This window comes from Acidovorax sp. 210-6 (genome assembly GCF_010020825.1).
In the GTDB taxonomy this organism is placed as follows: domain Bacteria; phylum Pseudomonadota; class Gammaproteobacteria; order Burkholderiales; family Burkholderiaceae_C; genus Simplicispira; species Simplicispira sedimenti.
In genome coordinates this window covers 3,678,632-3,691,357 of the sequence record NZ_JAACJE010000001.1, presented here as the reverse complement: position 1 = coordinate 3,691,357, position 12,726 = coordinate 3,678,632, and the positions used below count along the sequence as shown (strand labels likewise).

Annotated in this window: 12 protein-coding genes; 8 read left to right on the top strand and 4 right to left on the bottom strand. The window is 63.6% G+C overall.

Features of this window, described 5'->3' with window-relative positions; translation table 11 throughout:
- Positions 1-94: 94 nt before the first annotated feature.
- From GWK50_RS17200 to GWK50_RS17165, 8 genes are all read left to right on the top strand, one after another.
- Positions 95-1,249, top strand: coding sequence for an ABC transporter substrate-binding protein (locus GWK50_RS17200; RefSeq protein WP_162017568.1), 1,155 nt, complete (start codon positions 95-97; stop codon positions 1,247-1,249).
- 174 nt (positions 1,250-1,423) lie between these two features.
- On the top strand, positions 1,424-3,358 hold the full coding sequence (locus GWK50_RS17195; protein ID WP_162017567.1) for an AMP-binding protein: 1,935 nt from the start codon (positions 1,424-1,426) through the stop codon (positions 3,356-3,358).
- 18 nt (positions 3,359-3,376) lie between these two features.
- Entirely contained in the window at positions 3,377-4,162 is a 786-nt protein-coding gene (locus GWK50_RS17190; RefSeq protein ID WP_162017566.1) for an ABC transporter ATP-binding protein, read from the top strand.
- A 16-nt stretch (positions 4,163-4,178) separates the two neighbouring features.
- Complete coding sequence (locus GWK50_RS17185) at positions 4,179-5,108, top strand: branched-chain amino acid ABC transporter permease (protein ID WP_162017565.1); 930 nt, start codon at positions 4,179-4,181, stop codon at positions 5,106-5,108.
- 30 nt (positions 5,109-5,138) lie between these two features.
- Positions 5,139-6,215 carry a branched-chain amino acid ABC transporter permease gene (locus tag GWK50_RS17180; protein ID WP_162017564.1) on the top strand — a complete coding sequence of 359 codons (1,077 nt, stop codon included), beginning with the start codon at positions 5,139-5,141 and terminating at the stop codon, positions 6,213-6,215.
- 122 nt (positions 6,216-6,337) lie between these two features.
- Positions 6,338-7,666, top strand: a complete 1,329-nt coding sequence (locus GWK50_RS17175; RefSeq protein WP_162017563.1) for an ABC transporter substrate-binding protein — start codon at positions 6,338-6,340, stop codon at positions 7,664-7,666.
- Positions 7,667-7,870: 204 nt separating this feature from the next.
- Entirely contained in the window at positions 7,871-8,680 is an 810-nt protein-coding gene (locus GWK50_RS17170) for an ABC transporter ATP-binding protein (RefSeq protein ID WP_162017562.1), read from the top strand.
- 90 nt (positions 8,681-8,770) lie between these two features.
- Entirely contained in the window at positions 8,771-10,018 is a 1,248-nt protein-coding gene (locus GWK50_RS17165; RefSeq protein ID WP_162017561.1) for an AMP-binding protein, read from the top strand.
- A gap of 71 nt (positions 10,019-10,089) precedes the next feature.
- On the opposite strand, the gene GWK50_RS17160 is transcribed toward GWK50_RS17165, so the two are convergent.
- The 4 genes from GWK50_RS17160 to GWK50_RS17145 all read right to left on the bottom strand — a co-directional run bounded on the left by GWK50_RS17160 (position 10,090) and on the right by GWK50_RS17145 (position 12,676).
- Complete coding sequence (locus GWK50_RS17160; RefSeq protein WP_162017560.1) at positions 10,090-10,401, bottom strand: hypothetical protein; 312 nt, start codon at positions 10,399-10,401, stop codon at positions 10,090-10,092.
- A gap of 295 nt (positions 10,402-10,696) precedes the next feature.
- Complete coding sequence (locus tag GWK50_RS17155) at positions 10,697-11,113, bottom strand: organic hydroperoxide resistance protein (protein ID WP_162017559.1); 417 nt, start codon at positions 11,111-11,113, stop codon at positions 10,697-10,699.
- A gap of 54 nt (positions 11,114-11,167) precedes the next feature.
- Positions 11,168-11,629 carry a MarR family transcriptional regulator gene (locus GWK50_RS17150; protein ID WP_162017558.1) on the bottom strand — a complete coding sequence of 154 codons (462 nt, stop codon included), beginning with the start codon at positions 11,627-11,629 and terminating at the stop codon, positions 11,168-11,170.
- Positions 11,630-11,827: 198 nt separating this feature from the next.
- Positions 11,828-12,676, bottom strand: a complete 849-nt coding sequence (locus GWK50_RS17145; RefSeq protein ID WP_162017557.1) for a 3-hydroxybutyryl-CoA dehydrogenase — start codon at positions 12,674-12,676, stop codon at positions 11,828-11,830.
- Positions 12,677-12,726: the final 50 nt, after the last annotated feature.

Here is a 12,726-nt window from a genome sequence, read left to right as displayed (position 1 = left end):
CCAAATGTCGTCGCAAGGACAAAATAATTCCAATTCAGACCTGAAGATACAACGATACAGGAAGTTACACCGCCGTGTGAACCCAGGAGACACCATGCCCACCTTCCAAGCATCCACCATGAGCCGCCGCCGCGTGCTGGCCAGCGTCGGTCTCGCACTGCCCTGGTTGGCCGCCACCCGCGCATTGGCCCAAGAGGCGCCGCTCAAGTTGTGCCAGTCCACGGCCTTGACGGGGCCGCTGGGGGATCTGGGCTCGGCCATGCACCAGGGGGCGGTGGCTGCTTTCACCGCCATCAACGCCAAAGGCGGGATCCAAGGCCGTCAGATCCTGCTGCAGACACTGGACGACGGTTACGAAGTGCCGCGTGCCTTGGCTAACCTCGACACCTTTCTGGCCGACAAGGATTGCTTCGCGTTGTTCAACTGCATGGGCACTCCCATGGTCGAAGCCATGTTGCCGAAGGTGCAGGACAGCGGGGTGCCGTTCTTTGCGCCGTTCACGGGCGGCCAGCTCAGCCGCATCCCGGGGGCGCGCAATGTGTTCAACATCCGCGCCAGCTATGCCGAAGAAGCCGAGAAGTGCATTCAACACCTTGCCACGTTGGGCATACAGCGTATTGCGGTAGTCCAGCAGAACAATACCTTTGGCAAGGAGGTGTTGACCGGTGCGCGCGCCGCCATGGAGCGCGCCAAGGTTCCCGAGGGCCGCACGGCCAACGTGGAGAACAACGCATCGGACGCAGCGGCCGCAGCCCAGAAAATTGCCGATGCCAACCCGGAGGCCGTGCTTGTGGGCCTGGCAGGCAAGCCTGCGCTGGAGTTCATCAAGGCCTTTCGCACGCTGCGACCTGGGGTCACGCTGTATGCGTTGTCGGTGCTGGGCACGGCGGCCAACGTCAAGGCCTTGGGTAGTCATGCAGTGGGCTTGGTGATCTCTCAGGTCATGCCCCTGCCCACCAACGCCATCATCCCGGTCGTGCGCGATTTTCAGACGGCCTGGAAGGCCATTGACAGCAAGATGGAGCCATCGCACCTGGCCCTGGAGGGCTACATCAACGCCCGGGTGTTTGCCGAAGCCTTGCAGCGCGCGGGCAAGAGTCCCACGCGCGCCTCCTTCATCGATGCGACCTGGGGCCTGCGCAAGATGGATGTGGGTGGTTTCGAGATCAACGCCAGCGTCCCCGAGCGCAATGCTTCGCGCTTTGTGGAGCTGACGCTGGTGAACAGGGAGGGGCGGTTTGTGCGCTGAACGGGGTGCTTGCGGGTTATCCCCCGCCCGTATTTACCCCTAAATTGTCATCGCAAAGACAACGCGGCGTCAAAGTAACTCCTACCATGCAATTATGAATTACCAAGTCCCAGAGGCGACCTCTGGGCTTGCTGCCCCGCAAGGGCTACTGCAGACCCATCGATAGGACCCGGAATGAAGACCACGTTCCCGCAACTGCTGCTCAAACATGCAGCCGAGCGCCCGACAGACCCGGCCGTACGCGAAAAAGAGTACGGTATCTGGCAGACCTGGACCTGGAAAGACGCTGCACAGACGGTGCAGCAACTGGCCTGCGGCCTGCTGGCCCTGGGCTTCCGACGCGGGCAGAACCTGGCCCTGATCGGCGACAACCGCCCGCACCTGTACATGAGCATGGTGGCTGTGCAGAGCGTGGGTGGCGTGCCCATTCCGCTGTACCAGGACGCGGTGGCCACCGAGATGACCTTCGTGATCGAGGACGCGGAGGTGCAGTTCTTCTTCGCCGAGAACCAGGAGCAGGTGGACAAGCTGCTGGAGGTGCGCGAGTCGGTGCCCAGCGTCACCCACATCATTTACGACGACCCACGTGGCCTGCGCAACTACGAGCAACCCGGCCTCATCAGCACCGAGAAGCTGATGGCGCTAGGCGCCGAATGGGACCGCGCCCACCCCGGCGCCTGGAAGGCCGAGGTGGAACGCAACCGCCCCGAGGACGTGTCGGTCATCCTGTACACCTCGGGCACCACGGGCAAGCCCAAGGGGGTGTGCCAGACGCACTCGGCCTTCATCGCCTCGGCGCAGGGCGGGGTCGAGGTCGATCGCCTGGTGCCTACTGACAACATCATTTCCTACCTGCCCCCCGCCTGGGTGGGCGACCACCTGTTCTCGGTGGCCCATTGGCTGGTCGCGGGCTTCACCATCAACTGCCCCGAGTCGGCAGGCACCGTGTCGATCGACCTGCGCGAGATCGGGCCGACCTACTACTTTGCGCCGCCGCGCGTGTTCGAGGGCATGCTGACCTCGGTGTCCATCCGCATGGAAGACGCTGCCCCCTTCAAGCGCTGGCTGTACGCCAAGGCCATGGAGCTGGCGCGCCGCGTGGGCGCCGACATCCTGGACGGCAAGCCGGTCAGCAGCAGCGACCGGCTGCTGTACAAGTGGTACGACCTTTCTGTGTATGGCCCGCTGCGCAATGTGCTGGGGCTCTCGCGCATCCGCGTGGCCTACACCGCGGGCGCGGCCATCGGCCCGGACCTGTTCCGCTTCTACCGCTCCATCGGCATCAACCTCAAGCAACTCTACGGCCAGACCGAAACCTGCGCCTATGTGTGCCTGCAGCGCGACCGGCAGGTGGACCTCAACAGCGTGGGCCAGGCGGCACCCGGCATCGAACTCAAGATCGCCGACAACGGCGAGGTGCTGGTCAAGGGCGTGTCGGTGCTCAAGGAGTACTACAAGCGCCCGGACGCCACGGCCGAGGTGATCGACGAGAACGGCTACTTCCACACCGGTGATGCCGGCGTGATCGATGCCAACGGCCAGCTGCGCATCATCGACCGCGCCAAGGACGTGGGCAAGCTCAATGGCGGTGCCATGTTTGCGCCGAACTACATCGAGAACAAGCTCAAGTTCTTCCCGCAGATCAAGGAGGCCGTGTGCTTTGGGCACGACCGCGACCAGGTCTGCGCCTTCATCAACATCGACTTCGAGGCCGTGGGCAACTGGGCCGAGCGCCAGGGCCTGCCCTACGGCGGCTATGTGGATCTGGCCTCCAAGCCGCAGGTGCTGCAACTCATCATCGACTGCGTGTCCCAGGTCAATGCCGACCTGGCCGCCGAGGCGGGCATGGGCGATACGCAGGTGGCGCGCTTCCTGGTGCTGCACAAGGAGCTGGACCCCGACGATGACGAGCTGACCCGCACGCGCAAGGTGCGCCGCGGCTTCATCGCCCAGAAGTACGCCGTGCTCGTCGATGCGCTGTATGGCGGTCGCACCGAGCAATTCGTCGAAACGCAGGTCAAGTTCGAGGACGGGCGCACCGGCAGCGTCAGTGCCACGCTCAAGATCCTCGACGCCAAGGTCCATGCGCCTGCCAAGGTCAGTGCCTGAGATACCGGAAAGCACCCCATGACCCAGAAAAAAATCGGCGACGTCATCCTTGACGTCAAGAACATCAGTCTGCGCTTTGGCGGCGTGAAGGCGCTGACCGACATTTCGTTCAACGTGCGCGAGCATGAGATCCGCTCCATCATCGGCCCCAACGGTGCCGGCAAGAGCTCCATGCTCAACTGCATCAACGGTGTGTACACGCCCTCCGAAGGCTCCATCACCTTCCGCGGAAAGACCTTTGGCCACATGAACAGCCGCCAGGTGGCCGAGATGGGCATCGCCCGCACCTTCCAGAACCTGGCGCTGTTCAAGGGCATGAGCGTGATCGACAACATCATGTCGGGGCGCAACCTCAAGATCAAGAGCAACCTCCTTTTGCAGGCGCTGCGCTGGGGGCCCGCCGAGCGCGAGGAAATCGCGCACCGCGAGAAGGTCGAGCACATCATCGACTTCCTGGAAATCCAGGCCTTCCGCAAGACCCCCGTGGGCCAGTTGCCCTACGGTCTGCAAAAGCGTGTGGACCTGGGCCGCGCCCTGGCCATGGAGCCGCAGGTGCTGCTGCTCGATGAGCCCATGGCCGGTATGAACGTGGAAGAGAAGCAGGACATGTGCCGCTTCATCCTCGACGTGAACGATGAGTTCGGCACCACCATCGTGCTGATCGAGCACGACATGGGCGTGGTGATGGACATCTCCGACCGTGTCGTGGTGCTCGACTACGGCAAGAAGATCGGCGATGGCGAGCCTGAAGAAGTGCGCAACAACGAAGACGTGATCCGAGCCTACCTGGGCACCAGCCATTGAGGCGGGAGACAAGCAAATGGCATTCTTTCTTGAAACACTGATCGGCGGCCTGATGGCCGGCATGCTGTATTCGCTCGTGGCCCTGGGCTTCGTGCTGATCTACAAGGCCTCGGGCGTCTTTAACTTCGCGCAGGGTGCGATGGTGCTGTTCGCGGCACTGGCCATGGCGCGCTTTTCAGAGTGGATCCCCAAGTGGACCGGTATCGACAACGCCATCGTGGCCAACCTCGCCGCCTTCGTGATTGCAGGGGTGTTCATGTTCGTCGTCGCATGGGTCATCGAGCGCCTGGTACTGCGCCACCTCGTGAACCAGGAAGGCGCGACGCTGCTGATGGCCACGCTGGGGATCACCTACTTCCTCGAAGGTGTGGGCCAGACGCTCTTCGGCAGCGACATCTACAAGATCGACGTGGGTATGCCCAAGGACCCGGTGTTCCTGTTCGAGTCCGTCTTTGAAGGCGGCGTCCTGGTGAACAAGGAGGACGTGATCGCCGCTGCCATCGCTGCCACGCTGGTGCTGCTGCTGAGCATCTTCTTCCAGAAGACCAAGACCGGCCGCGCCCTGCGCGCTGTGGCCGACGACCACCAGGCCGCCCAGTCCATTGGCATTCCACTCAACCGCATCTGGGTCATCGTCTGGTGCGTGGCTGGTGTGGTGGCCCTGGTGGCCGGGATGATCTGGGGCTCCAAGCTGGGCGTGCAGTTCTCGCTCACCACTGTGGCGCTGCGTGCCCTGCCGGTGGTGATTCTGGGTGGCCTGACCTCGGTGCCTGGCGCCATCATCGGTGGCCTGATCATCGGCGTGGGTGAAAAGCTCTCCGAGGTGTACCTCGGCCCGTTCGTGGGCGGTGGTATCGAAATCTGGTTTGCCTATGTGCTGGCACTGGTCTTTCTGCTGTTCCGCCCTCAGGGTCTGTTCGGCGAAAAGATCATCGACCGCGTCTGAACCACCACAAGAACAACAAGGAGAGAACCCATGTTCTACCGCGAAAACGGCCAGTTCAAGACCAGCTACCGGGCGGATCAGCAGGTCTTCCCGATTGCCCAGGACCGCATTGCCATCTTCCTGCTGCTGGCGGTGGCCTTCCTGGTGGTTCCCATGCTGGCCACCGACTACTTCTACCGTGCCATCCTGATTCCCCTGGTCATCATGTCGATGGCCGCGCTGGGCGTGAACATCCTCGTGGGCTACTGCGGCCAGATTTCTCTGGGCTCGGGTGCCTTCATGGCCGTGGGTGCGTACGGGGCCTTCAACTTCTTTGTGCGCTTCCCTGGCATGCCCTTGATTCCGGCGCTGATTCTGGGCGGCCTGTGCGCTACGTTCTTCGGCATCCTGTTCGGTTTGCCCAGTCTGCGCGTGAAAGGCCTGTACCTGGCCGTGGCGACGCTGGCCGCGCAGTTCTTCAGCGACTGGATGTTCCTGCGCATCAAGTGGTTCACCAACAATTCCGACTCCGGCTCGGTGTCGGTGAGCAACCTGCAGGTGCTGGGCATGCCCATCGACAGCGCCGTGAGCAAGTACATCTTCTGTCTGTCGCTGTTGGTGATCGTGGCCATGCTGGCCAAGAACCTGGTGCGCGGCGCCATCGGCCGCGAGTGGATGGCCATCCGCGATATGGACGTGGCCGCCGCCGTGATCGGTATTCGCCCGATGTACGCCAAGCTCAGCGCGTTCGCCGTGAGCTCCTTCATCGTCGGCATGGCGGGCGCGCTGTGGGCCTTCGTGCACCTGAGCTCGTGGGAGCCGGCGGCGTTCTCGGTGGAAATCTCCTTCCGCCTGCTGTTCATGGTCATCATCGGTGGCATGGGCTCCATCATGGGTGCGTTCTTTGGCGCGGCCTTCATCGTGGTGCTGCCCATCTTCCTGAACCAGTTCCTCCCGGCACTGGCAGGCCTGTTCGGGATCGAGATCTCCACAGCCGCTGTCTCGCATGCTGAGCTCATCATCTTCGGCGGCCTGATCGTGTGGTTCCTGATCGTTGAGCCCCACGGCCTGGCCAAGCTCTGGTCCATTGGCAAGCAGAAGATGCGCCTGTGGCCCTTCCCCCACTGAGGCAGGCTCTCTGCAGGAAACCACTTACACGCAATTCCCGATGCGCTCGCTCCTGAAGGGGGCGTCCACTGGAGACCCGGTCTTTTCCCGTGCTTCAACACTTTCATTCAAAGGAGACATACATGAAGCTTTCGAAAATCGTGATTGCCGCTGCCGTGGTGGCTGCAGGTGCCTCGTCCCTGAGCACCAGCGCCATCGCGCAGGCCAAGGAGCAGTTCTTCCCGCTGCTGTCCTACCGTACCGGTCCCTATGCACCCAATGGCACGCCCTGGGCCAACGGCAAGCAGGACTACATCAAGCTCATCAATGCCCGTGACGGCGGCATCAACGGCGTGAAGCTGACCTTTGAAGAGTGCGAAACCGGCTACGCCACCGACCGCGGCGTGGAGTGCTACGAACGCCTCAAGAGCCGTCCCGGCGTGTCGCTGTTCGATCCGCAATCGACTGGCATCACCTTCGCCCTGACCGAGAAGGCGCCCGCCGACAAGGTACCGCTGATGACGCTGGGCTACGGTCTCTCCGTCTCGCAGGACGGCATGGCCTTCAAGTGGAACTTCCCCTTCATGGGCAGCTACTGGACCGGCGCCGACATCCTGATCCAGCACATCGGCAAGAACCTGGGCGGCATGGACAAGCTCAAGGGCAAGAAGATCGCTCTGGTGTATCACGACAGCCCGTTCGGCAAGGAACCCATCCCGCTGCTGCAGGAGCGCGCCAAGATGCACGGCTTCGAGCTGCAGATGCTGCCCGTGACGGCGCCTGGCGTCGAGCAGAAGGCCACCTGGCTGCAAGTGCGCCAGAGCCGCCCCGACTTCGTGCTGCTGTGGGGCTGGGGCGTGATGAACTCCACCGCCCTGAAGGAAGCCCAGGCCACGGGCTACCCGCGCGACAAGATGTACGGTGTGTGGTGGGCCGGTGCCGAACCCGATGTGCGTGACGTGGGCGAAGGTGCCAAGGGCTACAACGCGCTGGCACTCAACGGTTCGGGCCAGCAACCCAAGGTCATCCAGGACATCCTCAAGCATGTGCACGACAAGGGCCAGGGCACCGGGCCGAAGGATGAGGTGGGCTCCGTGCTCTACACCCGTGGCGTGATCATTCAGATGCTGAGCATCGAGGCCGTGCGCCGCGCCCAGGAGCGCTTCGGCAAGGGCAAGGTCATGACCGGTGAGCAAGTGCGCTGGGGCCTGGAAAACCTGGCACTCGACCAGAAGAAGCTCGACGCGCTGGGCTTCAGTGGTGTGATGCGTCCGCTGTCCACCAGCTGCGCCGACCACATGGGTTCGACCTGGGCCCGCGTGCAGACCTGGGACGGCAAGAAGTGGAACATCGGTGCCGACTGGTACCAGGCCGACGAGCAGATCCTCAAGCCCATGATCAAGGCAGGTTCTGAAAAGTACATGTCCGACAAGAAGCTGACCCGTCGCGACGCGGCTGACTGCCAGTCTTGAGGACATCCCCCTGAGGCGCTTGCGCGCCTTCCCCCTTCTCTCGCGCTTCGCGCGGGAAGGGGGACGACACCGGTGGCCGGGCAAAGCCCGTTCCACGGTGTCTCTGGCGAGGGAGCCGCGCCAGTTTTGAACGGCTGTGATGACAGCCGCCAATCGAAAGAGTTGTGCCGCAACCCTTTCGATTGGCACAGCGAAGGCAACACCATGGATTCAAAAAACATTGTTCTCAACGTCAACGGCATCGAGGTCATCTACAACCATGTGATCCTCGTGCTCAAGGGTGTCTCGCTGCAGGTGCCCGAAGGGGGCATCGTGGCCATCCTGGGCGGTAACGGCGCGGGCAAGACGACGACGCTGCGCGCCATCTCCAACCTGCTCAAGGGGGAGCGTGGCGAGGTCACCAAGGGCTCCATCGAGCTGCATGGCGAGCGCATCGAGAACCTTTCGCCTGCCGACCTCGTCAAGCGTGGCGTGGTGCAGGTCATGGAAGGTCGCCACTGCTTCGCACACCTGACCATCGAAGAAAACCTGATGACCGGCGCCTATACGCGTTCGAGCAAGGCCGAGATCGCCGCCAACCTCGAAAAGGTCTACAACTACTTCCCGCGCCTGAAAACGCGCCGCACATCGCAGGCGGCCTACACCTCGGGCGGCGAGCAGCAGATGTGCGCCATTGGCCGCGCGCTCATGACCAACCCCAAGATGGTGCTGCTGGACGAACCCTCGATGGGCCTGGCGCCGCAAATCGTGGAGGAGGTGTTCAACATCGTGCAAGACCTCAACAAGAAGGAAAAGGTCACCTTCCTGCTGGCCGAGCAGAACACCAACATGGCCCTGAAGTATTCCGACTACGGCTACATCATGGAGTCGGGCCGGGTCGTGATGGACGGCGCCTCCGTCGATCTGGCCAGCAACGAGGACGTCAAGGAGTTCTACCTCGGCGTCGGCGGCGGCGAGCGCAAGAGCTTCAAGGACGTCAAGAGCTACAAGCGGCGCAAGCGCTGGCTGGCCTGATTGCTACATTTTTTATAGCTTTTGGCGCTTTCTGAATGGGCGTCAGGAGCCTTTTTATCCAAATTTCTTTCAGACACAGGAGCCCCCGGCATGAGCAAGTTCTATGACGCACTGGAAACACGCTCCAGTGCCGAGCGCGAAGCCGCCCACATGGCTGCATTGCCGCAGCAGGTGGCCCACGCTCAAAAGGCCAGCAGCGCCTTTGCAAGCATCCTGGCGGGTGTGGACGCTGCCGCCATCACCAGCCGCCAGGCCCTGGCCCGCTTGCCTGTCACGCGCAAGTATGAGCTGCTGGAGCGCCAGCAAGCCCAGCGCGCCGACAGCCCCTTCGGTGGCTTTGCGGCCGTCGGCTTTGGCAAGGCCATGCCGCGCGTGTTCGCAAGCCCCGGCCCCCTGTACGAACCCGAAGGCGCACGCCCCGACTATTGGCGCATGGCGCGTGCCATCTATGCAGCAGGCTTTCGCCCCGGAGAGCTGATCCACAACTGCTTTTCCTACCACTTCGTACCCGCAGGCTCCATGATGGAGAGCGGCGCCCACGCCATGGGCTGCACGGTGTTCCCCGGCGGCACGGGCCAGACCGAGCAGCAGGTGCAGGCCATTGCCGACCTCAAGCCCGCGGGCTATATCGGCACCCCAAGCTTTCTCAAGATCATCGTGGAGAAGGCGGCCGAAATGGGCATTCCCCTGCCCAGCCTGACCAAGGCCATGCTCTCGGCGGAGGCCTTTCCGCCTTCGCTGCGCGACTGGCTGCAAGAGCGCGGCATCACCGGCTACCAGTGCTACGGCACGGCCGATCTGGGGTTGATTGCCTACGAAACCGAGGCCCGTGAAGGTCTGGTGCTGGACGAAGGCGTGATCGTCGAGATCGTGCGCCCCGGAACGGGCGATCCCGTGCCCGAGGGCGAGGTGGGCGAGCTGGTGGTCACCACGCTCAACCCCGACTACCCGCTGATCCGTTTTGGCACGGGCGACCTCTCTGCGGTGCTGCCTGGCGCATGCCCCACGGGCCGCACCAACACGCGCATCAAGGGCTGGATGGGGCGTGCGGACCAGACGACCAAGGTGCGCGGTATGTTTGTGCATCCTGGCCAGGTGGACGCCATCGTGAAACGCTTTCCGCAGGTTCAGCGTGCCCGGCTCGTGGTCAGTGGTGAAATGGCCAACGACCAGATGGTGCTCCAGGTGGAGACCACCGAAACCGCTGGCGGTCTCGCTGTTCAGTTGCAGGACGCCATGCGCGAGGTGACCAAGCTGCGCGGCGAGGTGGAAATGGTGGCGCCTGGCAGCCTGCCCAACGATGGAAAAGTCATCGAGGACGCGCGCAGCTACCGCTGAGACCCACGTACCCTACACCGAGGAGCCTGCACCGTGCCATCCATGGCGCATGGCGCCGGCCCCTCGGTCTTTTACCGGGGCTTGTCGCTGGCTTGGGCGAGGACGCGGGCGTGCACCGTGTTGCGTTCCGTGGGGTGGGCGCTGATGAGCTCCAGCAGCGCACCCGGAGGCAGGTCGCGTGCCTTGCGGCGGTCTTTTTTGACCGGAATGGCGCGCCAGCCCGACAGCAGCATCCAGCTCCACAGTTCGCGCGGGATGTTCTGGTTCACGGTCATGCGAATCTCGCCCCGGATGAGCAGGCTGCCCATGGGTGGCACGGGCCCCGCAGGCGGGCTGCGGCGCTTCTGGCGAATGGAAAAGACGGTGCGGATCAGGTCTTTCATGGGCGAATCCGGTCAACAAGGCGTCACGCTGTAGGGGCAGAGCATAGCCCACTGGCGTCATGGCACTCAAGCGTCGGTCGCTTTTTGCCATGAGGTCGCGGGCCTTGGGTCTGATCCATGCCACGGCAATCTGCGGTGGTTTCAGTGATCCATGCCGCGCGCATGAACTGGCGCTGCCTAGGCCAGAGCTCCCGTGCAAGGGTCGCCCCGCAGCACCGGGAGCGTCCCCCTGCCCGCAGTGCGCAGCACTGCGAGAGCGGGGGGATGGCGCCGAAGGCGACACAGGGGGGTGACTTCAACCCAGCGTGATCGTCACATCGATGTTGCCGCGCGTGGCGTTGGAGTAGGGGCAGACCTTGTGGGCCGCGTCCACCAGCGCCTGGGCGGCGGCGCGGTCCATGCCAGGCAGGTGCACTTGCAGGCGCACGGCGATGCCATAGCCGCCGGTGATGGGGCCGAGGTCCACCTCGGCGTCCACGGCCACGTCCTGCGGGATGGCGATTTTCTGCATGCCGCCCACGGCCTTGAGTGCGCCGATGAAGCAGGCCGAGTAGCCGGCGGCGAACAGCTGCTCGGGGTTGGTGCCGGTGCCCGAGGTGCCGGGCGAGGACAGTTTCACATCGAGGCGGCCGTCGTCGGTGCGCGAGGCGCCGTCGCGGCCCCCGGTGGTGTGGGCGCGGGCGGTGTAGAGGACTTTGTCGAGCGTGGTCATGGTGCTTTCCTTTGCAGGTGGTGCCCGGAGCGGGCGGGGGGTGAATCGGAGGTGTCAGGCCGGGGCCAACTGGGCGCGCAGCGCCTGGAGCTGGAGCGTCAGCGCGTGCAGTTCGGGCAGCGGGGTGTGGCTGCCCCGCAGCACGCAGGCGGGCACGCTTTCGGCCCGCTCGCGCAGCGCACGGCCCTGCGGCGTGAGGCGGATGCGCACGCGGCGCTCGTCCTGCGGATCGCGCTGGCGTTCCACTAGGCCCGAGGTTTCGAGGCGTTTGAGCAGCGGCGTCAGCGTGCCGGAGTCGAGGAACAGGCGCTCGCCGAGTTCGGAGACGGTGGGCCCGTCCTGCTCCCACAGCACCAGCATCACGAGGTACTGCGGATAGGTCAGGCCGATGGCGTCGAGCAGCGGCTTGTAGAGCTTGGTCATCGCCAGCGAGGTGGAATACAGCGCGAAGCAGACCTGGTTGTCGAGCCACAGGATGGGTGGGCTGGGGCTCTCGGTGGTGTGTTCGGTGGGCATAGGATGAATTATTGCTGGCAATTAAATTGCGTGCAATTAAATCACTGGAAGGCCCTCTGAAACACAGGGGATAGAACAAGCGCTCCTGAAAAAGGAGCTAGATGCGCTTTATGGGCGAGTGCTACAGGGCATTTTGACCATGAAACGCCAAGAAAAAGGCCGGATGAAACCGCCCGGCCTGGAAGGGGAGCGCGGTGCTCAGTACTGGTACACGCCACTGCCCGTCTTGCGGCCCAGGCGGCCGGCGGCCACCATTTCGCGCAGCAGCGGGCAGGCGCGGTACTTGCTGTCGCCAAACTCGGCAAGGTACACGTCCATCACGGCCAGGCACACGTCCAGGCCCACCATGTCGGCCAGGGCCAGCGGGCCAATCGGCTGGTTGCAGCCCAGCTTCATGCCAGCGTCGATGTCCTCGGGCGTGGCCAGGCCTTCGGCCAACACGAAGAAAGCCTCGTTGATCATGGGCACCAGAATGCGGTTGACCACGAAGCCCGGGGCGTTCTTGACGGTGATGGGGCTCTTGCCCAGCGCCAGCGCCATGGCCTTGACGGCGTCGTGCGTGGCGTCGCTGGTTTGCAGTCCACGGATGATCTCCACCAGCGCCATCATCGGCACGGGATTGAAGAAGTGCATGCCAATGAACTTGTCGGCGCGGCTGGTGGCAGCGGCCAGCTTGGTGATGGAGATCGACGAGGTGTTCGAGGCGATGATCACGTCGGGGGCCACGATGCCGTCCACCTGCTTGAGGATCTTGAGCTTGAGCTCATAGTTCTCGGTGGCGGCCTCGATGACGAGCTGCGCGGCCTTGAGGTCGTCGTAGCTGGTGGAGGTCTTGATGCGCGCCAGCGCCGCGTCCTTGTCGGCCTGGGTGATCTTTTCCTTCTTGATCAGGCGGTCCAGGCTGCCGGAGACGGTGGCCAGGCCTTTCTGCACCGCGGCGTCCGAAATGTCGACCATTACGACGTTGATGCCCGAGACCGCGCAGGCCTGCGCAATGCCGTTGCCCATGGTGCCGGCGCCGATGATGCCAACCGTAGTGATGCTCATGTGGAGTACTCTCTGCAAAGTGAAACAACAGCCACCATCGTAGCGGCATT

Coding starts and splice junctions, on each gene's coding strand:
- GWK50_RS17185 (WP_162017565.1), top strand. CDS start 4,179: ATGGCATTCTTTCTTGAAACACTGATCGGCGGCCTGATGGCCGGCATG.
- GWK50_RS17175 (WP_162017563.1), top strand. CDS start 6,338: ATGAAGCTTTCGAAAATCGTGATTGCCGCTGCCGTGGTGGCTGCAGGT.
- GWK50_RS17150 (WP_162017558.1), bottom strand. CDS start 11,629: ATGCCCACCGAACACACCACCGAGAGCCCCAGCCCACCCATCCTGTGG.
- GWK50_RS17145 (WP_162017557.1), bottom strand. CDS start 12,676: ATGAGCATCACTACGGTTGGCATCATCGGCGCCGGCACCATGGGCAAC.
- GWK50_RS17155 (WP_162017559.1), bottom strand. CDS start 11,113: ATGACCACGCTCGACAAAGTCCTCTACACCGCCCGCGCCCACACCACC.
- GWK50_RS17165 (WP_162017561.1), top strand. CDS start 8,771: ATGAGCAAGTTCTATGACGCACTGGAAACACGCTCCAGTGCCGAGCGC.
- GWK50_RS17200 (WP_162017568.1), top strand. CDS start 95: ATGCCCACCTTCCAAGCATCCACCATGAGCCGCCGCCGCGTGCTGGCC.
- GWK50_RS17190 (WP_162017566.1), top strand. CDS start 3,377: ATGACCCAGAAAAAAATCGGCGACGTCATCCTTGACGTCAAGAACATC.
- GWK50_RS17180 (WP_162017564.1), top strand. CDS start 5,139: ATGTTCTACCGCGAAAACGGCCAGTTCAAGACCAGCTACCGGGCGGAT.
- GWK50_RS17170 (WP_162017562.1), top strand. CDS start 7,871: ATGGATTCAAAAAACATTGTTCTCAACGTCAACGGCATCGAGGTCATC.
- GWK50_RS17160 (WP_162017560.1), bottom strand. CDS start 10,401: ATGAAAGACCTGATCCGCACCGTCTTTTCCATTCGCCAGAAGCGCCGC.
- GWK50_RS17195 (WP_162017567.1), top strand. CDS start 1,424: ATGAAGACCACGTTCCCGCAACTGCTGCTCAAACATGCAGCCGAGCGC.